The 23,048-nt window shown below is 31.9% G+C and carries 22 protein-coding genes; 15 read left to right on the top strand and 7 right to left on the bottom strand.

Features of this window, described 5'->3' with window-relative positions; all coding sequences use genetic code 11:
* Positions 1-44 precede the first annotated feature (44 nt).
* The 3 genes from MHH44_RS17285 (at position 45) to MHH44_RS17275 (ending at position 4,274) form a co-directional block, all read left to right on the top strand.
* Positions 45-1,409, top strand: a complete 1,365-nt coding sequence (locus tag MHH44_RS17285; protein WP_340799181.1) for a hypothetical protein — start codon at positions 45-47, stop codon at positions 1,407-1,409.
* Entirely contained in the window at positions 1,409-2,626 is a 1,218-nt protein-coding gene (locus tag MHH44_RS17280) for a TOPRIM nucleotidyl transferase/hydrolase domain-containing protein (RefSeq protein ID WP_340799180.1), read from the top strand. The genes MHH44_RS17285 and MHH44_RS17280 overlap by 1 nt, the downstream gene beginning before the upstream one ends.
* A gap of 724 nt (positions 2,627-3,350) precedes the next feature.
* Complete coding sequence (locus tag MHH44_RS17275; RefSeq protein ID WP_340799179.1) at positions 3,351-4,274, top strand: hypothetical protein; 924 nt, start codon at positions 3,351-3,353, stop codon at positions 4,272-4,274.
* Between the two features lie 211 nt (positions 4,275-4,485).
* On the opposite strand, the gene MHH44_RS17270 is transcribed toward MHH44_RS17275, so the two are convergent.
* The 3 genes from MHH44_RS17270 to MHH44_RS17260 form a co-directional block, all read right to left on the bottom strand.
* Positions 4,486-5,523, bottom strand: coding sequence for a hypothetical protein (locus MHH44_RS17270; protein WP_340799178.1), 1,038 nt, complete (start codon positions 5,521-5,523; stop codon positions 4,486-4,488).
* A gap of 14 nt (positions 5,524-5,537) precedes the next feature.
* Positions 5,538-6,305 (bottom strand): MerR family transcriptional regulator, encoded by a 768-nt coding sequence (locus tag MHH44_RS17265; RefSeq protein WP_340799177.1) that lies wholly within the window; start codon positions 6,303-6,305, stop codon positions 5,538-5,540.
* A 379-nt stretch (positions 6,306-6,684) separates the two neighbouring features.
* Positions 6,685-6,843 carry a hypothetical protein gene (locus MHH44_RS17260; protein ID WP_340799176.1) on the bottom strand — a complete coding sequence of 53 codons (159 nt, stop codon included), beginning with the start codon at positions 6,841-6,843 and terminating at the stop codon, positions 6,685-6,687.
* 573 nt (positions 6,844-7,416) lie between these two features.
* On the opposite strand from MHH44_RS17260, the gene MHH44_RS17255 reads away from it, so the two are divergent.
* The 5 genes from MHH44_RS17255 to MHH44_RS17235 all read left to right on the top strand — a co-directional run bounded on the left by MHH44_RS17255 (position 7,417) and on the right by MHH44_RS17235 (position 13,171).
* Positions 7,417-9,390: a hypothetical protein gene (locus MHH44_RS17255; protein ID WP_340799174.1), complete on the top strand. Its 1,974-nt coding sequence runs from the start codon at positions 7,417-7,419 to the stop codon at positions 9,388-9,390.
* Complete coding sequence (locus tag MHH44_RS17250) at positions 9,383-10,276, top strand: hypothetical protein (protein ID WP_340799173.1); 894 nt, start codon at positions 9,383-9,385, stop codon at positions 10,274-10,276. The genes MHH44_RS17255 and MHH44_RS17250 overlap by 8 nt, the downstream gene beginning before the upstream one ends.
* A gap of 499 nt (positions 10,277-10,775) precedes the next feature.
* Positions 10,776-11,381 (top strand): hypothetical protein, encoded by a 606-nt coding sequence (locus MHH44_RS17245; RefSeq protein WP_340799172.1) that lies wholly within the window; start codon positions 10,776-10,778, stop codon positions 11,379-11,381.
* 129 nt (positions 11,382-11,510) lie between these two features.
* Positions 11,511-11,840, top strand: a complete 330-nt coding sequence (locus MHH44_RS17240; RefSeq protein WP_340799171.1) for a hypothetical protein — start codon at positions 11,511-11,513, stop codon at positions 11,838-11,840.
* A 371-nt stretch (positions 11,841-12,211) separates the two neighbouring features.
* Complete coding sequence (locus MHH44_RS17235; protein ID WP_340799170.1) at positions 12,212-13,171, top strand: nucleoside hydrolase; 960 nt, start codon at positions 12,212-12,214, stop codon at positions 13,169-13,171.
* A gap of 739 nt (positions 13,172-13,910) precedes the next feature.
* On the opposite strand, the gene MHH44_RS17230 is transcribed toward MHH44_RS17235, so the two are convergent.
* Entirely contained in the window at positions 13,911-14,351 is a 441-nt protein-coding gene (locus MHH44_RS17230; protein ID WP_008405454.1) for a hypothetical protein, read from the bottom strand.
* 268 nt (positions 14,352-14,619) lie between these two features.
* On the opposite strand from MHH44_RS17230, the gene MHH44_RS17225 reads away from it, so the two are divergent.
* The 6 genes from MHH44_RS17225 to MHH44_RS17200 all read left to right on the top strand — a co-directional run bounded on the left by MHH44_RS17225 (position 14,620) and on the right by MHH44_RS17200 (position 19,972).
* The gene (locus tag MHH44_RS17225; protein ID WP_340799169.1) at positions 14,620-15,042 is read left to right on the top strand and encodes a hypothetical protein; all 423 of its coding nucleotides are present in this window, start codon (positions 14,620-14,622) and stop codon (positions 15,040-15,042) included.
* Positions 15,043-15,360: 318 nt separating this feature from the next.
* The gene (locus MHH44_RS17220) at positions 15,361-15,942 is read left to right on the top strand and encodes a TetR/AcrR family transcriptional regulator (RefSeq protein WP_340799168.1); all 582 of its coding nucleotides are present in this window, start codon (positions 15,361-15,363) and stop codon (positions 15,940-15,942) included.
* Positions 15,943-16,008: 66 nt separating this feature from the next.
* Positions 16,009-16,857 (top strand): alpha/beta fold hydrolase, encoded by an 849-nt coding sequence (locus tag MHH44_RS17215; protein WP_340799167.1) that lies wholly within the window; start codon positions 16,009-16,011, stop codon positions 16,855-16,857.
* 31 nt (positions 16,858-16,888) lie between these two features.
* On the top strand, positions 16,889-17,959 hold the full coding sequence (locus tag MHH44_RS17210) for an alkene reductase (RefSeq protein ID WP_340799166.1): 1,071 nt from the start codon (positions 16,889-16,891) through the stop codon (positions 17,957-17,959).
* A 155-nt stretch (positions 17,960-18,114) separates the two neighbouring features.
* Entirely contained in the window at positions 18,115-19,110 is a 996-nt protein-coding gene (locus MHH44_RS17205; RefSeq protein WP_008405445.1) for an NADP-dependent oxidoreductase, read from the top strand.
* A gap of 298 nt (positions 19,111-19,408) precedes the next feature.
* Complete coding sequence (locus MHH44_RS17200; protein WP_340799165.1) at positions 19,409-19,972, top strand: DUF6434 domain-containing protein; 564 nt, start codon at positions 19,409-19,411, stop codon at positions 19,970-19,972.
* A 143-nt stretch (positions 19,973-20,115) separates the two neighbouring features.
* Here MHH44_RS17200 and MHH44_RS17195 read toward each other — a convergent pair whose 3' ends face one another.
* Together MHH44_RS17195 and MHH44_RS17190 are read right to left on the bottom strand one after the other, a co-directional pair.
* Positions 20,116-20,355, bottom strand: coding sequence for a hypothetical protein (locus MHH44_RS17195; RefSeq protein WP_340799163.1), 240 nt, complete (start codon positions 20,353-20,355; stop codon positions 20,116-20,118).
* 93 nt (positions 20,356-20,448) lie between these two features.
* Positions 20,449-20,799: a Fe3+-siderophore ABC transporter permease gene (locus MHH44_RS17190; RefSeq protein WP_340799162.1), complete on the bottom strand. Its 351-nt coding sequence runs from the start codon at positions 20,797-20,799 to the stop codon at positions 20,449-20,451.
* Between the two features lie 246 nt (positions 20,800-21,045).
* Between MHH44_RS17190 and MHH44_RS17185 the strand changes: the two genes are divergently transcribed.
* Complete coding sequence (locus tag MHH44_RS17185) at positions 21,046-21,477, top strand: DUF4279 domain-containing protein (protein ID WP_008405437.1); 432 nt, start codon at positions 21,046-21,048, stop codon at positions 21,475-21,477.
* A 220-nt stretch (positions 21,478-21,697) separates the two neighbouring features.
* Here MHH44_RS17185 and MHH44_RS17180 read toward each other — a convergent pair whose 3' ends face one another.
* Positions 21,698-22,933: an IS110 family transposase gene (locus tag MHH44_RS17180; protein WP_061550132.1), complete on the bottom strand. Its 1,236-nt coding sequence runs from the start codon at positions 22,931-22,933 to the stop codon at positions 21,698-21,700.
* Positions 22,934-23,048 lie beyond the last annotated feature (115 nt).

Here is a 23,048-nt window from a genome sequence, read left to right as displayed (position 1 = left end):
ATACTAATGTGGATTTATAAAATAATTTTAAGGAGCTGTTCGAAATGGGGAGTTTTCTAACAGAAATTAAACAGAAAAGAACTATTGAAGAATTAGTAGAGTATATAAAAAGTGTCTACGAAAATGATACTTCATCATATTTGCCTGCTTTAATAAGTGAAGGTAGTTTCATTGGTACTGAAGAAAGTGATTTCTATTTAAAAGTAGTGTTAAAACATAAAGCATTAGATATTAATAAGACTTGGTTAAAAGGGAATCTGCAATTTTATTTAAATCAAGATGAAGATATTTATAATTCTTTAGATCTTTATAAAATATTTGTTCATAATTTAATTGTGTATAGAAACTTTAAGGAAACCAGCGTTTATGAAATTAATCCTAATTTGACTTCGAATGAAAATTATTCTGAATTGGGGGTTAAGGATTTAAAATATGTTGATGCTATTTATATATCAGGCATGCAACAAAATGAAGTACAAAATGTAATTCAGTATGAAAAAAAAGGTTCAGATGAATATCTTAAAGTTAGTAAAAAATTCCTTGCAGATTATGTAGTCCATGAAGATTCTGAATGGACTACGGTATATGAATTGGTTATTGAGTTTGAATATAGGAATAAAACTAACACTTTTGAACAGTTAGATTATCAGAATAACGAAAGTGCATTTATAGACGTATCTACATCTTCCGGGGATATAATGATATTAGGGAGTATAAAAGTACCGTTTATAAAAGAGAATAGGAAAGAAAGAGCTATTAAAGTAATAGATTTAAATAATCATATCTTACGAAATCATAATCCTAAAAATTACAATGGAGATACTGATGAAGGATTTGTAGTTTTTTCGAAAGAAGCATACGAAGCTTTAATGGAGAGTTACTATTTTTATGGGATAGAAATTATTGATAGACAGGATATTACTAAATCAATATTAGTAGATTATTTCCCAGATAAAATTGTCTTTTTTGAAGCAGAATATAATAAACTCCCTGATAAAATTAAAGATAAAATCGACATATATAATCAAAAAGTTTTGTATGACCTTAATGATATTATTAGTAAAGCTATGTTTGAAATGCAATTAAATGCATCTTGGGGTTGGGAAAAGTATTTGGAACCAGATAAATTATTAGCAAGCTTATTTAGAGAGCGGTACTTCAATATTTCAACTGATCGAAATTTAAGTTTTACGTATCCTAACGATTTGGTGGAATTTAGGGAATTTATTAATATGATTGAAGAAATTTCTAAGATTAGGTTAGATAGATTCAATCAACAATCAGCTGAAGTTATAGCGTTAACAAAAATTAGAGATAAAGCTTATATAGATGAACTTACAAATGCATCAATTATTAATTTATATTTAAAATATTGTTATGCAGTTAATAAGGAATTGAGGGAGGAATAATGGATATTAAAATATACGTTGGTCCTAATGGTTCTGGGAAAACTACAGCATTAAAAAAAATATTTAAAGATAATCCAGCTGCCTTATATATAAACGAAGAAGGTCAACCACAGTTTAACCAAAGTAAAATGAAGGTTAGACTCGATTTTGCTGCTTTAAAATACATTTACAATAACGAATTAGAACGAGGTAGTACTAATTCTAAAAATGCTGAAACCGAAGCAATTTCTCCTAAATTAAATGCATTTATTAAATTACTAAGTAACTTAGTTGAGAAAAACAAATACATGAATGAGAAGCCATCTAAAGGTCAAGAGAAATTTACTAATATTTTAACGATATTATCCGAGTACAATTTAAATAATTTGAATTATATATGTTTTGATGAACCAGAGAATTTTTTAGATGAGGATCATATTAAATTAGTTTGTCGTTTATTTAGAGAATTAGCGAATGCAGATATAAAAATTCGTATTGCTACACATAGTGTCCGTTTGCTTTCAGAAATTAATGTTAATATAAAAGACTTGTGTATTTTAAATCGAACAATAACAGGTGTAGAAACTATTAATTTAACATTAGAAAGATTGAGAAGTATTATGGAAGATACAGCTCGTAAGACTTTAAGTTTTGAAAACAGAAACTATACTATTAGAAATAATATAAAAACAAAATTAAATGCTTATGAAAATGAACTGTTTTTTCAAGCTTTAGTTACTCAAACACTGTATAACGATGAGTTTTATAGATGCTTATTTAATAAATTTATTATATTAGTTGAAGGGAAATCAGAAATTTTGGCTTTTAATTCAATTAAAAATAGATTTGAGAGTTCAACCGAGTTTTATACTCCACACGGAAAAGTATATATGCCTTTTTTTGTTGAAGTATTTAAAACATTAAAAAAAGATCTACTGGTTATTATTGATGGTGATGAGGGGAGCCAAGATGGATTAGTACTAGCTTTGACAGATTACTTTAAGGAGAAATCACTAAGTAGTGAAATTAAGTTAAAAGTACATAATCCAGATTTTGAAACTGTTTATAACATACCGAGTGATGAGATATTAACAGGAATTGGGATTTCCCGTAGTGCTAATGAATTTAAACCTATAGTCTCAATGATATATTTTAATGAAGTATCAAATCGTGATAATCTATACAATGAGATTTATGAAGTATTAAACCCTTTAAAAACCGTTTATGATTTTGAATAAATATAAATTTATTTATTAAAATGAATATTTTAAAAGTGTAGTAATAAAAAAGATTTCTGAACCAGTCAGCCAACGAGAGGGGAAATGGATTTAAATTCAATCTATTCAGCCTATGTAAATTCCAGCGAGAATAGCGGTCATAAAATCCTATTCTCAATCTACATTAATTTCCTATCCTACATCGTAAATGGTGTAGGATTTTTTGCTTATTTTCTCCCAAGTAATTTCCTTGATTCCACTAATCTATTAATCTTCTTCAATCCTTCCGTTTGCCCTCTCTTAAATTGTTAGCTAAGTAACATCGAAGATAGATTTGGTGTAAATGAATTTGACATTCAATTTAAATCTTAATTGGCAATGGTACATACTCAATTCTTTGTAATATTATTCATACGACTTATTGTTGGTTTATATTGGTAAATCTTATTGTAATGCTTATTTGGTAAGAGGTTTCCTTGAATCGAACCTCTTGCATAAAGCATAAATATCCGTATTTTTATGCATATCCGCATTATCGTTTATAGCATTTTTTAGTTGACAAGCATAGTGTGGAAAATGTTTTTTGAATAGTTTCTCTCGGAAATTTGTAGAATGAAAAGTCACTTGAAATATGAGCAGTTAAGAGACGTAAATAAGCGGGGAATATGGCGTAAGTAAGAAACGGAAATGCGTTGATATAACTACGTTAAATTGAAAATCTCCGCTTCAAAAGAGGAGAGAAAATATGATTCATACAGCAGAGTTTTCATTACAACTAGATTACGAACATATAAATTTTAGAAAGGATCACTATGGTAAAGAACCGATAAATGAAATTTTACACAGGCATATGATGAAAGGGATAAGTAGTGTGGAATACTCAAATAACTTTAATGCATCTTGTAAGATGGTAATAGATGTTCCTTTGATTTTAAATAAAGGGAATGTAGAAGAAAGTGATTATGAGCAAGTTGAGCGTTATATTAAAGGAGCATTGAGCATCGTTTATGGGGATGAGCAGCTATTCGAGCAACATAATCTTAGTAGAGTGGATTATCGATTTGATATTGAGGTTTCCGATGAAAATATTAGGAACATTTATTTTGAATTATTCAGGAAGTTAAAAATGAAAAAGGCTCACTTGGAAAAAAAGATTTATTTCACTTCACAATATCATCAATGTAAAAGCATTCATACTATCTTCTATGATAAGGAACAAGAGCGTAGAGATAAAAATGAACATGTTGAAATGTGGGAAAGAGGGATGATGAGGTTTGAGGTGTGTGTTAAAAAAGATCATTTGAAGTACAAAAAATATAAAAAAGGAGAGCCGCGGTTTTTAAAGGATTATTTTAAAAAAGAAAAATACGTCAACTATATGAGCAAGTACATTTTGAACATTTGCCCTACTGGTGATTTTTATTCTTATCCTAGTTTAGAGGCAATGATTGCTGCAATGGATTTATCAATTAGAGAAAAATCAGAAATGAAAAAATTTGCAAAATATGTTTCTAAAGGAAATTTAGATACACCTACTAAGCATTATTCAGATAGCACATATCGAAAATATCTGAAGCTGTTCAATGAGCATGGAATAAATCCGATTACGATTCCACCTAAGTACAAGCTGGATTATTTAGAGAGCTTAGTAAAGCAGGCAGCCTTGTAAATAGGAGAAATTTCTTCAGTGAAAAGCAAAATATCATTGCCTAGTTTGAACTAAGCAATGGTATTTTTGTTTTTGATTGTACGAACCTACTACTCACATAATTCAAACGTTTATAAATCTTGTTTTGATAGAGATATTTTAGAAAATAGTTAGAATTATATCTGTGCCCAATTCCATTTGACACCTATTTACTGATATTGAAAACAACCGCCTAAGCTGTTTCATTTGGAATGTGATCTAATATCGAATTTATCCTATTAATAATTCTATTTGGTTCATCAGATCTGAAAATGACAGTTTTAACATACCTCCTTTTTCCATAAGAACCTTTCATTAAAACTGGTTCTTTTAAAAAGAGTTCGTACTGTGGAGTGTCTATATTTAACAATGAATAGTACGTTTCTTTAGGTATTTTATCCCCAAATCCAACTTGTTTAGCATCTTTTATACTTTCTATATTACTAATATCCAATTCAATACTACTCTGATATCCAAGACGTATAGTGAGCTTATCTCGATTGATAACATGCGGCAAAAATCTTGAAGAATTATAAAGTCCCACCATATAAAACAAAGCATAGATATTTAATACTGTAAAGACCCATGCAGCAATGTCACTCCATAATTGAATAAGCAAATGAAATAACACTGATTCTATTGCAATAAGAAATGAAAATACGATTACTATTGTCTTTATCTGTGAAGTTTTATGATAAGTAAAAACTTCATTCTCCTTTATGTATGGTTTCTTGAACCAAACCAATATTCCGTAATAGAAAACTCCAATTTCTGTTAGGACTGCTTCCAATACGAAACCGCTTCCTAATTTAGGTTCAAGCGACATTTTTGTTACTTCAAGAAAGTTATAGCTTTCATTTGAATTAATTCTCTTATAACTGATAATGCTTTTAACTATACTATATATAACTAAAACAATGACAGAAATTTCTACGAACGGTATAAGCCATACTAATATTTTGTTTAAAAAATCTCTTTGGAAAGGAGGAATAATAAAATAGGTAGCCCCTAAGCATAAAATAAATGATAAATATATGAATAATTTTGGCAAAGTTCTAGGTCGTATCAACAACAAGTAAATACTCAACGGGCATAAAATAACTAAAACCAGCGTTATTACTATTACGACCAGATCACTAATATTATTCAAACGCAACATAAAATAGCTACCTATCATTGTTACAGTAAGTACAGCAAGTAACATTGATAATTTCAACCGTTTACTATTCATTAACTCCACTCCCTTTAATTGTCTGCTTTTGACATATTATTTTTCTCATTTAATATTTCCGCAGCTTCCCCAATATAATCTTGAAATCCTTTTGACATGAATGAAAAATAGTATAATGAACTTTCTTCTATCTCTAGCTTTTTTATGTATTCTTGATACTTTGGTTCTATAATTTTACGTAGAATCGCATTTAATTGTGTAATTAAATGCTGAACTTCTGAAGTGAATGGTGGATTTCCATTTTCATAAAATACTTGTAACTTATTTACAATGTTAAGTAGGTCACGTTCAGTTTTCAGTTTATCCTCTTTGGACATATGTCGCATGAATGCTTGTTCAATAATTGGATCAGAAAGTTGATTAGATAGCCAATTCTCTTGATTTTTCTCATTTTGAATCGAATGAATGATGACTAGAAGTAGATCGCTTTCAACCTCTTCGGTTTGAGTAATTTGTTCTACTCTAGAAATCGTACCAATAATAGAATCAATTTCGTCTCTCTTTTTCTTAAGTAATTCTTTCTGTTCATATAATGAGTCATGTAAACTAATTGTTGAGTTTTTAGATAGATATTCAATTATCTCCTTCAAAGAAAAACCTAAATATTTGAGTGTTAAGATTTTTTGCATTTTAAATATGTCTTCATTACTGTAGAGTCTATGCCCGTTTTTGGAATAGCTAGTTGGAATTAGTACTCCTTTTCGATCGTAGTAATGAAGGGTTCGTTCTGTGACACCAGTCAAGCTTGCAAATACTTTTACTGTATACAATTTTTCATTCAACTATATTCACGCTCCTCATTCATTACTAAATTTTACATCATGACGTTACGTCATAGGCAAGCTTATATATTAAAATTTCTTTTAAAAGGTACTCCTCATATTATATAGCAGCAGGTGTTGTAACTTTTTTGCAAAATATTTTATGAAATTAGTTTCTAAAGGAAACTTAGATACACCTGCTAAACATTGTTCAGATAGCACATATCGAAGTATCTGAAGCTGTTCAATGAGCATGGAATAAATCCGATTACGATTCCATCTAAGTACAAGCTAGATTATTTAGAAAACTTAGTGAAGCAGGCTGCCTTGTAAATTGGAGAAATTGCTTCAGTGAAAAGTAAAATACCATTGCCTAGTATTTACTAAGCAATGGTATTTTTTATTTGCCAATAGCTTGGTCCTTTGTAATGTTCAACAGATCGAGTGCCGTTGAAAGAATGATTTTTTTCATGTCTGTACTTATTAATTCACCATTATAAAAGACATCTTGCTCCAGCAAAAGCGATTGCAATTCCAATTTATCAGCTACTACTTTCATATTCACAAGTCCTTTCGAATTGTTATAAAGACACCATTTTTATTTGTTTGTTTACTGTAAGCAGGGGGTTATGGGAATATTCCTTAGAAATAAAGGAAAAAAGTATACTTGTCTAATACATATTTTATTAGGATAATTTTTGAGAGTTAAGAGAATGAGCACCATTCTAATTTTTATAAAGCAGATGAAAGATTGTTGAAATTCATTCTTCTGCATTTTGGAAAATTTGTAACTAAAATTCCTAATGATATGAGAAAATAGAGTTGTTGACAAAGCAAGAGCTAGTTCTAAGGGAATCTGTTTTCTTTTTTCTGTTCGATTTCTAACTTCTGAAGAACTAGAGGTAGTTGCTTTAAATAATTGGGACACAATAGGTAGGTTACAATGAATTCTTTATTGCATAAAAGGGCAAATAGCTGGTGTGACATTGAAAGGTGTAGAAAAGCTAATTAAATTTAATGGTTATAGAAAGCCATGGTAGTAAATCAATTAATTGAGGATTACACAATTCTATAATACATCCAGATTGATAAGGACTAAGATGGCATAATTATTTCTTTGGAGGTTGTTTCGTTGTATAAGAAAATAGGTAGTTTTAATTTTAGTACATATTCGTTTATACCTGAAATTGATGATTTAGTAAATAGTTTTGCATCTAAGGCTTTAGATGAATTAAAATATTCTATTTATGTGCAGTTTATATTACAAAATAATGAATTTGAATTTTCGCAAGTAGAGAAAAACTTAGTTAGAGATGTAGTTTGTGAAAACCTAGTTTTTGGATTAGATATTCCAAGTGAGATGGCATTAATGGTTTTATCTCAAATATTCAATATTGAAATTGAGGAGTTACTTAGAGTACCTTTTACCGAGTTGGAGAAAAGTCGTAGCAAGAAAGTCAAAATTTTATTTGAAGATTTTCAATTTAAGGATGCAGCTTATGAATCTATAAGTAGTATAAGTTTTCCTCAAAGTGAGGTTACCGAAACTTACCCGAAGTACTATAAGCTTTATAGAGCTAGAAACTGTATCCTAAAGAAATTTAATCAAAGGTATTATTCGCATAAAACTTTAACTAAATTAGTTCAAAATATATACGAAGAATTTAAACAGGGCTTATATACGATATGTTTGAGTAAAAATCATAAAAAGTTATCTTTAAATAGTTTAGATAATATACTTAACAAAGTAATAAGCGAGTATATTAATCAAATATTAAATAGTGCTAAATTAGGAAAAACAATGGAAGAAGGAGAGCAATCAGCATATAAAATTAATTCACTACTTAATACAGCAGATATTAAATCGAAAGTATTTAATGCGTATCACTTCCAATTCAAAACTAATTTTAGCGATACTTTAAAGTTTGAATCATATGTTAGTTTAGCTGAAGAATTAATTAAAATAATAGAAACTTATTTAAAAGATCTACCATTAAAAATTGAAAAAATCCACGTTGAAAGATTTAGTGACTATAGAATGATTGTTTTAGGCGAGATCTTCAGAAGTTCTAATAATGCCCCTGTATTGATAGGTGAATGTATAGATGGATACCATGAAAAGCTGAAATCAGAGACGGTAAAAAAAGTATTAGAGGAAAACTTATCAATAAGTGAATTTGAAATTGCATTAAGAGTTCAAAATATAGCAATTGATGAAAAAATTTATAAAGAATCATTTCTTGAAGATGTAGAAGCACTGTCTCATACGATGTTTTTAAGTTGGCAATCTGAAATTCACGATGCGTTAGGAGGGTTTCAAAAGCCAACGTTCGTTGATATTCCTAATAATGAAAAAGAAAACTCAGCTTGGTTTATTGTAAAAGGGGTTTCTTGCGGAAATAAAGATACAGATTTAGCTTACTCCATAGGTAAGGATAAATTAACAAGATATTTAGAGCTTTTATATTATTTTGTTTCTCCAGAAGATGAGTATGATTTTAAAATAGCGGACCCTTATGTAATCTATAATAAAACATCAGGTAATCTTTTATTTGGTAGGAAAGAATCGGGTTATAAAAGGGTAAAGAAAATAGATGATTTTTCAAATGAGCTATTATTGTTTTTAAATGAACTTTCAACGTCACAACAAAAGATAAGTAATAATGTTGAAAATTGTATTAAAATGTACTATGAGTTTATTAATACTGAAGATATTTTTGCTAAAGCAAAATTATTAGTTTCTATTTTAGAGGAAATTTTTGCTGAAAGAGAAAGTGAAAAAATTTCATTGTATAGTTCCATTATAATAGCTGGTACAAATTATTCTTCTGAGGCTGAAAAAATAACTTTCAAAAATATGAGAGAAATTTTATATTGGGATTTGATTGAGTTTATAGAGGCAGCGAGAAGTAAGTCACATCCGCTACTATTAGAAGAAACGATAGATAGATTTAAAGTGTTTACCAAAAATATTTTAGGGACGTATATTTACAATATCCCATGGAAAGATAAAAAAGAGTATGCTATAAAAGATATTTTACTTTGGATATTACACATCAATCCAGCAGATGAGTACATTTATCATGGAGGTGCTCAAAATGACTAATACATTAAGTATTTCTAATGTTGAGCCTCTAGAAGTGAGGGAATATTTCGATAATTTTATTGGGGAAACTATCAAAATTTATAATCAAAAAGATAAGTTAATCGGCAAAGGTAGATTATCAATAGACTTTCACGCATTTAATGTTGGATTGTATACGCAAAGTGGGAATCCTAAACTAAGTATAACTATTAAAGAACTAGATGTGAAAGCTTTGAATGATAACTATAAGCTTTTCTCTATAGTGAATTTAAATAGTAATTATTATAAATTAGAGATATCTAGAATTGATTTAGAAAATAGTGATGGCAAGTTAAAAGGAAAAGCTGAGTTAAATAAAATTAGAATTTCTTTAACCACACTAGATGATTATGAACACTTTAGAACATACACACAATCAATAAATTGGGGAAAAATCAAACTACCAGATGAGTTTGCTGGAAAAGATAAAGTCGATGAAGCTGGGGCATTTGAAGCACTATGTTTAGATATTATTAAGGAATGGGGCGGGAAAAACCTTGAGATTATAGGTAAAGGAGCTGATAGAGCTAGAGATGGATGTTTCTATGTAGACGCACATGCATGGATACCTATAATAACGGATTATTCCAATAGATGGGTACTTCAATGTAAGTACTCCAAAGACTATAATAACCTACTAATAAGTGAGATTTATGATGAAATAACAAAGGTTTTAATGCATAAACCAGATTATTTTCTGCTAATGACAAATAGAAAAATAACTAATGATTTTTTGGATTGGTTCAATGCTTTAAAAGATACTAAATATCATATTCCATTTAAATGTATTCTCATTAATAAAACACAAATTGAACAGGTATTAGCTGAACCTGGAATGTCACATTTAAAAAGAAAATATTTTGGATAAGATGAATTTTAAATCTATTTTATTGATCCAGAGTATTTATATGATTCTCAACCTTTTGTTGTTTGGAAGAATGTTAATTGTAAAAAGACCTATTAGAACATATGGACAATGCAACAAATTTTGAGCATAGATTGTTGAGTATATTCATTAAGCAATAAAAAGGAGCTAGCTTCCCTGTATGGTGATTTATAATACGGTGTTAACACGTCTGGCTATAATCTGGCTAATAATAATTAGAAGTGCTTGGAAACGTTGATGTGACTAGGTTTATAAGCAATCAGTTCAAATTCCCACCGTCTCCATATATAAAGTTTAGTAATTGTCAAAATCCTTTTAAAGGGATTTTGACTTTTTTTATTTTCAGAAACCGAAAAGGTACAGATACACCAACATCCTGGTAATGTTATTTCCAGAATAAAACTAATGAGTTGAGTCAAAACTATGAGCAAGTATGACTGTACCTGATGCAACAATCTTGTAATAACATGGAGGCTATAAAATGAGCTCAGATAAAGACGACTTTTTGGATTCAATTGACCCTATAGAGAGAAGTAACTTGATAAAGGTTTTGAACGGTATCTTTGAAAAGCTTGATCGACAATTCATGGATGAGTTAGTAGATATGGAAGGCTTTTTTTATGAGGAAGATGACGAGACTATAAATTTTGAAAGTCAAAAAAATACCATGACATTAGAATATATTAACAAGTGCGAGATACCTGAAGAAAGTGATCCTGAAGAGAATGTGTTTGATTTATCACGCAAAATAGTTCACTTTATCTTTAGAAATGGCATCATTGAAGATATGCATGCTGGTAAATATGGTTATGATGAGTATTCCAAGATACCTGAAAATACACCATTAGAAGTCATTAGCCAACTGTCTAATAAAGATATGATGGCTTTAAATAAGTACATGATGGACCGAGTAGGTTATATTCTTCAACTAATACAAAATGCGGAGTATACGAAGCTTCATTATATATTGGATCAAGAAAAATATAACGGAAGTGACTGGGATCGTCCGGATATAGAAAAAATAGAGAAGGATACGGAAGACTTAATGCTCATCGAGTTTTCTCGACATAAGGATATAGATAATTAAACCCGAGTATATCTTGATTTTATCAGGATGTACTTTTTTGCTTTAATTACAGTGGTGGCCTTTAATGGGAATGCTTACCCAATAGCATTATAATTATAAAAAAGATTATTCAGTCAGGTGGTGTATTACATGATCACAGTGTTTGAAATGGAAAATGAGTTAAAGAATGAAATTGATCATTTAATAGGTTTTCGGCAACAAACCGCTAAATATGCTTTAGAAGTACTACATTCTATGCAAGATTTATCGCTTCTAGAAAATCGAAGCCAGATTTATACACGAGCAGTGAGTGTATTAGAAAATGTTAGCATTCATCAAATAGAGGATGTAGCTAAGATGCTTAATGTTATTTTTTCGAATTTAAATCTTTATCATAACTTGCCTGATGAAATAAGAAGGGATTTAGATGAGCGTAAACATAAACGAACAAAAATCACTTTGACACGAGTAGAAGATTGAAAATGAAGCATCACTGAGATTTTGGTGATTTTTTATTAAGCTTCCTTTATTCGACCAATATAAAGAGCATTTAGGCGAAACACGCGGAAATGGTCGTGGGGATAAAAATCTATTTGAAACGCGATAATGTGCAGGGATTTGTAGCTGCTGTATCCATGTTTCGAATGAGCCTCTTATAATGTTCTATTGTTAGTTATTTCATTTGTTAGTTGAATAGCATTTTCCGTATATATTTGATTATTAAGAGCGTGCGCTATTTTCTCGCGAACCACAATGAATTGTGGGACGTTATATATTTCAGACAAAGCTTTAGCAATTTCGGAAATATATCTATAATGAAACTAAAAATGAAAGAATTAGGTGAATACAATATGATAAGACGACCGCTAATTATTGACACAGATCCAGGTATTGATGATGCAATGATGCTAACAGTAGCATTTGCTAATAAGGATATTTTTGATATTCGTTTAGTAACGACTGCATCTGGAAATATTCCGCAAAGTAAGGCGAATTACAATGCACATGCATTTTTAAATTATATTGGAGAAGACGTGACGATTGCACGAGGGCTTGAGCAGCCGATGTTCCGTAAGCTTGAAGTAGCAGAGGAGATTCATGGTGCATTTGGTTTTGGTAAAGTAGAGTTTCCGAAAGTGGAAGTACCGACTAATGTCCGTCCAGCAGTTGCAGCTATGCGTGAAACGATTTTAGCGAGTGAGGAGAAGGTAACGATTGTTGCGACAGGTCCCTTAACAAATGTCGGAGCATTGTTACTCGCTCACCCAGAAGTAAAGGATAACATTGAAACGATTTCATGGATGGGTGGCGCAGCTCAAGGTGGCAATAAAACAGCCGTTGCCGAATTTAACGCCTATGTAGATCCACATGCCGCTCAAATTGTGATGCAATCAGGTGTACCGATGAGCATGTGCGGGTTAGATGTGACGCACAAAGCATTCGTCACACAAACTGAAGCGAAGAAAATTCTAGACATCGGTACAGAGTTTGCGCAAAAGACTTATGATCTTGTGACGTACTATTTGGACGTAGCGAAACCAACACCTTTTAGTGAGCCACATTACGCCGATGTGCTCCGCTTCCATGACGTCTCTGCCATCATGTATTTACTGCATCCTGAGTTTTTCAAAGGAACAGACTACTATGTAGAAATGTCGACAGAGGGTATGACAACAGGTGCGACAGTCGTAGATTTACACAATTCAACAGGCAATAAACCAAACGTGCATGTATTGCATGATGTTGATCGCGAAGCATTTGTTAACGTATTTATGGATGCCGTCCGGACGATTTCAGATCGACTATCATAAGAGCCACTAATCTTTTCAACGGTATCGGATAAATTATATGCGAAAACGAAAAACGTTGTTAAAAGCAGTATTTTCATCTTAGGTCCAGTATTAGCGGTAAGTGGTATTTTCTATTTTGTTGGAACATTGATGTCATCAGATGTACTAGCTATTGCGTTTCTATCGCTAGTATTTAGTTTAGGATGTCTGACACTTGGTTTGGGTCCTGCCATTTTAGTGATTTTGAGACAAAAAAGACATCGGTAAAGTACAAGGATGGTTTCTAATCTTCAAAGATCATTATTCATTTTAGAGGCGGTATGAAGCATAAATCTATATACAAATATCGTTCCCAAGTTAAGTTGTGGACGCAGAAAATCAATCTTCAACAATCAGGCGCGATTCTTCAATAAGAAGATCGCGTTTTTCCGTTATAGGGCCATATTGTGGAGCAACATTTTTTTCTTGGGGAGTGTTAGAAAATATTTAGATTTATAACGATAAAAGAATGGCAATACAAGTTTTTATGCAAATTAAAGATTATACCCAACTAGTATAAAATCCTTTATATCAAGAGTTTCAGCTGACTGTATAAAATATCGTATAAATAATGTGATACAAAAAAAGTCGAGAACGCTGTTAAATTAACGTTTTCGACTTTTGTAAACTGCCCAAACTTTGATTTGGGACCGTTATTAGGTTTAGTTATGTGTACGTTATAAAAACTTGTTACTAAAATACTCATGAAAGAAAAGAAGATTTATTTAACTTCAATTACAAAGACATAACCCGAACTTCCCTTTTCCCAATTTGCAGAAACACTATAAATATAAACACCCTTTTCTTTTGGCACTACTAGTACATTGTCATTTAATGGGGCATTTTCCGTTTCCCCGTTACTAAGCCATAAAGATGCATTCAACGTATTTTCTAGAGGTTTACGATTAAATTCTATTTTTAATTTAGCTTCAGGTGATACAATAACAGGTTTAAGTTCGTGATGTTTAATAATATCTGGTGGCGAAATCATATCAACACATTGTGCATTAATAAGCCCACGCCAACAATAAGAACCTTGTGCCACTTTTACAGTATTATTTTCAATAGTTATGGTTGGTTTAGGTGGTTTAAGGTTAGATCCAAAATAAATACCACCTACTAGCACAACTACAGCTAATAAAGAAATTAATATCTTTTTCATACATTTCCCCCCTCGTAAACATAGACGTGTAGAATTCCCCTAATGTTACACATATCGCTTTGGGCTGTTATTGTAAGCTGATCATAACCTTATAATGGCATTCGTTATTCCACAAACGGGCGCGATTCTTCAATAAGAAGATCGCGTTTTTCTGTTATAGGGCCATATTGTGGAATAACAATCTTTTATAAAAGGTTACCAAAAGACGGTTTGGGAAGGTTATACTTCAATTAACGAACTAACTGAAACAAAAAATGGGGGAAATTCATTGCATCTAATAGAAATAATTGAATTAATGATAGTCGGTGGAATTTTACTTGTTATCCTATTAGTTTCTTTTATTTTAAAAGGGAAATGGAGAAAAATTATTCAGGGATTGGCTATTTTATTTTTGGTGTCTTTCGGCATCTTTTATTACGTACGTCCATATTGGATTGATATGCAAATCGAAAAAAAAGTTGGTTATATACAGATACATTTGGAAGAACAGTACCCTGGGGAAACGTGGAAATATCAGATAGCACCTCATCGTGAGGATGGCTATGAATCTTCGAATCCATATTATATAGGTGTAATATTTGATACTGAACCACATGTGGAATATAAATATTTCGCTCGTAATAATGGTGATGTTATCCAACAAGGGTGGTATTCATCTAGATCACAAAGTGATCTATTACATGAAGAATAATTACTGTTTATTTTGAAGCCCATTGCTTTAGTTTAACGAGACATACTAATTAAGATCTTCCACAATCGGGCCATTTAATTGAATAACACTTCTAAACTAAAAATGGTGTTTTATGTTAATGTTGTTGTGAGTTTGTGAAACAATGTATTTAAGCTAACGGGGCAGATTAGTTTAAAAGAGATAATTAGTATATGCCATAAGATAATAACCAAAACTCAATACTTTACTAATCATTCTAAATAGTGTAATGTGCTTTGTAGAACGTTCGGTCTAAAAAGGCTTTTAGAGATTTTTATTCGTTAGGGAGAAGGAATTAAATTGGCCAGAAATAAAGAATTTGATGAGCAGGTAGTTCTAAAAAAAGCGATGGAACTTTTTTGGAAGCAAGGATATGAAAAAACATCTATGCAAGATTTAGTTAACCACATGGGGATCCATCGAAGAAGTATCTATGATACATTTGGTGACAAGTACTCGTTATTCTTAGCTTCTTTAAAATTTTATGAAGTGTTTGTTGCAGAAGAATTAACTAAAATTATAAGCAATTCTTCAACAGTGAAGATAGCTATTAAAAATATTTTTGAGTATGTAGTCAATTTAGCTGAATTTGAAATCTATCCAGCAGGTTGTTTTGCAGTTAATACGGCTGTAGAGTTGGCTTTATTAGATAAAGATATACAACATTTAACTACTAAAATGTTTAACGATACAGAAGAGTTGCTCAATAAACTTTTAAAAGAGGGGCAAAACAAAGGCGAAATTAAAAATGATTTAAATACTCTAGTTACCGCTCAATTTCTGCATAATAACCTTATTGGTTTAAGAGTATTAGTTAAAACCAATTATACAAAAAAGGAATTAGAAAGCATTATTGATTTAATTTTGAAAGTGTTAGAATAGCTTTCTTTTTTCTTTCCCTATTCGAGAACGTTCATTCTAAAAAAGATTAAATAAAGGAGAATTTATATGACAACATTTAAAATTCCAACAGAATCAACGTTTATTGAGGCGAATGAAACACGTTTTGCATATAGAAAATTTGGTGCAGCATCAGGTATACCTGTCGTTTTCCTTGTTCATTTTAGAGGGACAATGGAGAATTGGGATCCTAACATGCTCGCTCCAATTGCACAAAAAAGACCAGTGATTCTTTTTGATAATAAAGGGGTTGGAGAGACTAACGGTCAAACACCAGAATCGATAACTGAAATGGCACAAGACGCTGCTTCATTTATTAAAGCACTGGGTCTTAACCAAGTAGACATTCTAGGTTTCTCAATTGGAGGAATGGTAGCGCAAGAATTAGCCTTACAGGAAGGGCATCTCATTCGCCGTATTATTATAGCTGGATCGTCTCCAGAAGCTGGAGTAAATCCAGATTCGGTAATATTTGAGAGAATGACTAATCACGGTGGCACTGAAAACGATAATTTAAATGATTTCATGTTCTTCTTCTATCGTTCAACTGAAACAAGTAAAGCTGCTGGAATGGAGTCTCTCCAACGAATTATGAACCAGAAACAGTTTGATAGCTCTGCTCAAGTACAAGCAGCACAACTAAAAGCCATAGTAAAATGGGCCCAACCTAAGACGGATCATAATTACGATTGGTTGAAAAACATTCCTCATCCTGTACTTGTGACCAACGGGATTGAAGATATAATGGTACCAACAAAAAATAGTTATATTCTAGCTGAACATTTACCAAATACTCAGTTGATTATTTATCCAGATTCTGGTCACGGTCACCTGTTTCAGTTCCCAGAATTATTTGCTGAGAATGTTAATTCATTTTTAGATAATACATCGTTATAAGGGTTATAACAAACAAAAAAGGAGATTGATTATGAGTAAACTATTTGAAGAAGTGCGTATTGGAAATATTAATATAAAGAATCGTATTGGTATGGCACCTATGACAAGAAGTCGTGCATTAGAAGATGGTACACCTAGTAATTTAGCAGTTGAATATTATGGTCAACGTGCGTCTGTTGGCTTAATTATAAGTGAAGGTACTCAACCTTCTGATGATGGACAAGGGTATACAAATACACCAGGCATTTATACGAAAGCACATATCGAAGGGTGGAAAAAAGTAACATCTAAAGTTCATAGCAAAGGTGGGAAAATATTCATTCAACTGATGCATGTAGGGCGTGTATCACATCCAGATAACACACCACATCATCGTCAGGCCGTTGCTCCTTCAGCCATTGCTCCTAATGTGGAAATTTTCACTGCACAAGGCATGAAGCAAATTCCTACTCCTAGAGAGTTAACAGAAGAAGAAATTAAAGATGTAATTAATGATTTTCGATTGGCAGCAAGAGCAGCCATTGAAGCTGGTGCCGATGGTGTCGAAATTCACGGGGCTAACGGTTACCTTATTCAACAATTCATAAGTGAAAACTCTAATCATCGCCAAGATGCGTATGGTGGTTCAATAGAAAATAGATCTCGATTTGCTATTGAAGTAGCTAAAGCGGTTGTTGAAGAAATCGGAGCCGAACGCGTGGGTATTCGTTTTTCACCTCAAGGTACATTAAACGGTATAGAAGAGGGAGAAACTAGTATCGAAATGTATCATTATCTAATCGCGGAGTTGAATAAGCTCAAGCTCGCCTATCTTCACATCATGCACTTTGGAAATGAACCATTGCTACAAGAAATTCGAAAGCTTTGGTCACAAGCACTTCTCATTAACCGAGCAGGACGCCCTTTAGATAAATTAACAGTAGACTTGGATAATGAAGTGGCTGACGTTGTTACTGTAGGGACTTGGTTAATCGCAAACCCAGATTTTGTGGAGCGTTTAAAAGTCAATGCGCAATTAAACGAACCTGACCGAAATACAATGTATGCAGGTGGTGAGCAAGGATATACAGATTACCCGTTTTTGATTGAAGAACATAATTAAAAATCAGCAATAATATTAAATTAAACTTCCCCTAAACATGTTTAGTGGAAGTTATTATTCCTTAAAAGATGAAAAGGAATGAGAGAATCGCTAAAACCTAAGGAATAAAGAAGTAAGTTAGCGTTAATTTTATTCAGCTGAAAAGGAGTTTTATGATGAGAGCATTTGTAATAGAAGCATACAAGAAAGAGCCAGCTTTTATTGATCGACCAGTACCTAATGTAGGCAGTAATGAAGTATTAGTTAGGATACATGCAGCGAGTATAAACCCACTTGATACAAAAATACGTAAGGGCGAATTGAAGCTACTGCTGCATTATGATATGCCATTGACATTAGGAAACGATTTTGCGGGGACGATTATTGAAGTGGGAAAAGATGTAACAAAATTCAATGTAGGCGATGAAGTTTATGGTCGTCCCCGTTCTAACAAAATTGGCACATTTGCAGAGTACCTATCAGTTCATGAACATGATATTGCTATAAAACCTAAAAATCTTAGCTTTGAAGAAGCTGCATCTATCCCTTTGGTTGGATTAACTGCTTACCAGGCGCTCTATGACATATTAAAGGTTAAAAATAATCAAAAAATCTTAATTCATGCTGGCTCTGGTGGTGTAGGAACTTTCGCTATACAACTTGCAAAAGAAATGGGAGCCTATGTTGCAACTACAGCTAGTGAGGGAAGCAATTTAGCAAAATCACTTGGTGCGGATGAAGTTATTAATTATAAAATAGAAAAGTTTGAAGAAGTTATAAAGAATTATGATGCAGTAATTGATAGTATTGGGGGAGCAACATTAGAGAAGTCATTTCTGACAGTAAAAAAAGGAGGGAAGATTGTTTCAATTGCAGGTACCCCAAATGGTCGTTTTGCAAAAAAAATGGGGCTGGGGTATTTTAAAAAAATGTTATTCTCATTAGCAAGTACTAAGTTAACTAGTTTAGAAAAAAAGCACGATGTGGAATACACTTTTCTTTTTATGAAACATAGCGGACAACAGTTACAAGTATTATCAGAACTTTTGGAGTCAGGGAAGATTAAACCAACAATTGATCGAATTTTTAGGTTTGAAGAAGCTACAAAAGCAATAAATTATGTGGAAACTGGAAAAGCGAAAGGGAAAGTAGTATTAACTATTGTAGAATAATAGTAAGGAAGAGATTACTTTGCTTTAAAGAAAGGCAATCTAAGAACCATAGCCAAACAAAATGATTAGATGTAAGTAAAATTATATAAGTTGTTTCGTAATATAATATTGTCTATTAAGCTTAAAGGTAGCTTTAGTTCGAAAACAATCTTCCACAATCGGGCGCGTTTATCGAGAAACGCGTCTTTTTGTATGTTACATTAATCGAATAAGAAGAATGTCAATATTATCAAAAAGAACGACAAAAAGAAGAACGTAAGTTTTATAATAGTACTAACTAACACTGGAGGTGTAATATTTGAGGCCTGAACTAAAAAGGAAATTGGATGTACAAGAATTTCAAAGTTTTTATTGGTTAAAAGAGGAATTACAAACTTTTTGTAGAAAGAACGGGATGAGTGCCTCTGGTTCTAAAATTGAAATTACGGATAGAATAGCAGCATTTCTTCAAACAGGAGAAATACAAAAGCCACTGAAAAAAAGAAAGTCTCCTACAAATGAAGCAATATTAACAGATTTAAATTTAGATACAGTAATAACGGAAAATCACCGTTGTAGTCAAACTGTAAGGGCCTTCTTCAAGTCAGAAATCCCCAAATTTCATTTTTCTACTTATATTCAAAATTATTTTAGAGAAAATGTAGGAAAGACATATCGTGATGTTGTAAATGCATGGTATGAAGAGCAGGAAAGAAAAAAAGACCCGTTGTTTAAGAAACAAATAGGCTCACAATTTGAATACAATCAGTTTATCCGAGACTATTTCGCAGATCCCAAAAACAAAGGGAATCATCGAGAAGATGCAATTAAAGCTTGGTATGAAATAAAAAAACTACCGGGTAGCAACAAATACAAAGGCTAAATTACATATGTTGTTATGATATAGCTATTAAACAATCTGGCGCGATTCTTCAATAAGAAAATCGCGTTTTTCCGTTATAGGGCCAGCTTTAAAGAGTCATTTGGGAACGTTGTTTTATATAGTCGTATATAAATTGAAAAGTATTAGTTGTACATTAGAACATTAAAAATTGTTCCAATGGTATAAAGTGAGACAACGCCTAAAAACAATACTGTATATTTCTTTTCCACATAAGTCCCAAAAGCAATTCTACAAACAGTAATACTCCCAATTAATAAAATTAGACTCGCCGAAATAGGTAAAACAATCGCGTCAAAACTTTTGCCGAATTCAATAGCTGCTATTAATAGAGATACTAGGATTAATAATAATAATTTTTTCATAACAGTTTCACACCAGACTTAAAATATTCTATATGAAAATATAACATAAGTAATAAAGTTACCAAAGCGATGTTTGGGAATGTTTTTTGAAATTTATGTAATGATAACCACATAAATGACTATTCCTAAAACCCCTAACAAAATAAATACAGCACTTTTCATAAGATTCAATTTCCCTATTTTCCAGCCTACGATAATTGACGTAAACCAGCCGATAAATACCATCGTTACACCGATATGCAACACCAATGCAATAGCTAAAAAAATCCCCGAAAAAGACAATAAATAACCTATAACTAGTAATCCTACACAAAAAAGTGCTAAAGGTTGTTTAAACACACTTTTAACTTTCTGTTGTTCTTCCTTATCCATTTTAAAGTATGCATTTCTAAGAAGGATAATCGGTAAAACCCATATTAAAATAACTAATAAAATCTGCATCATTTCTCATCCCCCAACTTATCAATTCTGCAAATCATTCGTTAATTAAAGTATAACCTTCTCAAAATCGTATTTGGGAACTTCTTTGTATGTAAGGTAGTAAACATTACGAATGACGATCCCTTATTCAACAATCGGGCGCTTTCCTTGAATAAGGAAGGGGGTCCTTTTCAGTTAAAGGTTACTTTTATCCAGTAAATTTTAACGTTATAATCGCTTGTATAAATATAAAGATCTTTGGAGGGCTGTATGGATAAAACAAGTTTATATGCATACATTAGTTTTACTGGTAAGGATGATGTTGATGATTTTCCTGTAGAAGTAGTAACAGCGATGTTAGGTGTAAAGCCAACAAGAATATTGCGAATGGGTGAAAGAATAAATGATGTACGTACACGTTCATTTACATCGTGGCAATATGAATCTGAAACATTAGAAACACTTGATGTAGATGATGTTTTACTTCCTATTTTAAATGTTTTCCAGGAAAAAACAGATTCAATTAACCGTATAAAAAAAGAATTGAAATTGAATGTAAAAGTTGCATTAGTGATAACAATGATAGATGGTTTTACACCTGGTTTAGTAATCTACCCTGAATTTAGTAAATTTGCTTCCGATATCAATGCATTTATTGATATTGATATGTATGTATACCCGTTTAGTGAATCTGAAGAATAACAACTCATTTTTATGAATACTATATAAATTTTATCTCAATAACGTTTCCAAATAAAAGTTTGGAGGATACACAATCAATCTTCAACAAACCAGCTAATAGTTGTCAATAATTTTCATTAAAAATAATAAAAATATCATGTTATACTAAATTTGTGCATGCCAAATAACCGTCCAAATTTTTGATTTGGAAAGTTTAGGTTTGCTTGGTTAAATTGTTAAATCAAGATATGTCTTGGAAAGAAGTTTTGTTTTTTAATAGTGCATAAATCCAATGTAAGAGTTTGTTTGCACAAGCTATTACAGCTACTCTAAATGGTTTTCCTTCTTCACGTTTTTTATCATAAAACGCCCGTAGTTTCTTATTACGAGGAAGGATTTCATCTGTAGTTTTCTGTTTTCGACAATCACGAATTGCACATTTAACAGCCATATACAAAGCTTGCCGTAGTCTGCTAGAGCCTCTTTTTGTTATTCGGTTGTAAGTGCCTTTGAATGTACCTGATTCAAAGATACTTGGATCAAGACCGGCAAATGCGACTAGTTTCTTAGGGTGATTAAACCTTTCAATTTCCCCAATTTCAGATATAATCGTGGCAGCGATTTTTTCTCCGATACCAGGAATAGATTGGATAATCTTCGATTCTTCAATACTTTTGGCCAAAGCATCTATCTCATTTTCAAGTAGGGATAGGTGTTTTTTGTATTCAAAGATCATGTTAATATACATATCTAAACTTAGGGCAAGGCTAGAATATAAAGCCTGTTGAAATGGATTTTGAGCTGCTGCAGTCATTAGCTTTTCAGCCTGTTGATTTGCCCATTGTAGAGAACGAGAATTACAGAATTCTTTTATTTTAGTTGTTAATACTTCGTTATTGGCGCTCAATATATCTTCTGAAGTAGGATAAGTCTGTAGTATTTTTAAAGAAACATTCGAATATAAGTCGCCAAAAACATTACTATATTCAGGGAATACTTGATCTAAGACTGCCTGGAATTGTAGTTTAGTTTGTACAAACATGCCTGTAATATTATCGTGCTGTCTCGTAAGATGACGTAAGTTCGCAAGTTGGATGCCACGCTTTTTATAAGGCTCTAAATCCTCTTTATAATACAGCTCGCAGAGATGATTGGCATCAACGATATCTGTTTTTACCTTTCGTAAACTAGAACTTTTCGTCTTATAAGAGATGAGTGGATTTACGATAATGATTAAATAACCTTTGTCTTCAAAATATTGAACAACTGGTGTGTGATAATGGCCTGTAGACTCCATAACTAGGGGAGGGCGCTCTCCTGAAATATCTTCTACTTCTTTAATAAAATCTAATAAACTAGCTAACCCATCAAGATCATGTTTTACTTTAAAGCTTTTCTTGTAGGGCTTCTTTCTTTCCAAATAAGCTTGAACCTGACTTTCACCTTTAGCTACATCCAGGCCAATGACTGGATTCATTATAATTCCTCCTTCAAAATGATAATTGCCGGTAACCCCTAAATCCTCTTTGTAGTGTCATAGCTTCGCTTGTTATACGAGATCACTGTCCCAACCAGCCTCAAACATGTTTCTA

Origin of the sequence: Solibacillus sp. FSL K6-1126, from assembly GCF_038003445.1 — a bacterium.
Taxonomy (GTDB): domain Bacteria; phylum Bacillota; class Bacilli; order Bacillales_A; family Planococcaceae; genus Solibacillus; species Solibacillus silvestris.
This window is presented reverse-complemented; position numbering and strand designations above follow the sequence as displayed.

Coding starts and splice junctions, on each gene's coding strand:
- MHH44_RS17190 (WP_340799162.1), bottom strand. CDS start 20,799: ATGATGCAGATTTTATTAGTTATTTTAATATGGGTTTTACCGATTATC.
- MHH44_RS17180 (WP_061550132.1), bottom strand. CDS start 22,933: ATGAATCCAGTCATTGGCCTGGATGTAGCTAAAGGTGAAAGTCAGGTT.
- MHH44_RS17230 (WP_008405454.1), bottom strand. CDS start 14,351: ATGAAAAAGATATTAATTTCTTTATTAGCTGTAGTTGTGCTAGTAGGT.
- MHH44_RS17205 (WP_008405445.1), top strand. CDS start 18,115: ATGAGAGCATTTGTAATAGAAGCATACAAGAAAGAGCCAGCTTTTATT.
- MHH44_RS17245 (WP_340799172.1), top strand. CDS start 10,776: ATGAGCTCAGATAAAGACGACTTTTTGGATTCAATTGACCCTATAGAG.
- MHH44_RS17260 (WP_340799176.1), bottom strand. CDS start 6,843: ATGAAAGTAGTAGCTGATAAATTGGAATTGCAATCGCTTTTGCTGGAG.
- MHH44_RS17250 (WP_340799173.1), top strand. CDS start 9,383: ATGACTAATACATTAAGTATTTCTAATGTTGAGCCTCTAGAAGTGAGG.
- MHH44_RS17235 (WP_340799170.1), top strand. CDS start 12,212: ATGATAAGACGACCGCTAATTATTGACACAGATCCAGGTATTGATGAT.
- MHH44_RS17280 (WP_340799180.1), top strand. CDS start 1,409: ATGGATATTAAAATATACGTTGGTCCTAATGGTTCTGGGAAAACTACA.
- MHH44_RS17195 (WP_340799163.1), bottom strand. CDS start 20,355: ATGAAAAAATTATTATTATTAATCCTAGTATCTCTATTAATAGCAGCT.
- MHH44_RS17185 (WP_008405437.1), top strand. CDS start 21,046: ATGGATAAAACAAGTTTATATGCATACATTAGTTTTACTGGTAAGGAT.
- MHH44_RS17285 (WP_340799181.1), top strand. CDS start 45: ATGGGGAGTTTTCTAACAGAAATTAAACAGAAAAGAACTATTGAAGAA.
- MHH44_RS17215 (WP_340799167.1), top strand. CDS start 16,009: ATGACAACATTTAAAATTCCAACAGAATCAACGTTTATTGAGGCGAAT.
- MHH44_RS17275 (WP_340799179.1), top strand. CDS start 3,351: ATGATTCATACAGCAGAGTTTTCATTACAACTAGATTACGAACATATA.
- MHH44_RS17240 (WP_340799171.1), top strand. CDS start 11,511: ATGATCACAGTGTTTGAAATGGAAAATGAGTTAAAGAATGAAATTGAT.
- MHH44_RS17210 (WP_340799166.1), top strand. CDS start 16,889: ATGAGTAAACTATTTGAAGAAGTGCGTATTGGAAATATTAATATAAAG.
- MHH44_RS17270 (WP_340799178.1), bottom strand. CDS start 5,523: ATGAATAGTAAACGGTTGAAATTATCAATGTTACTTGCTGTACTTACT.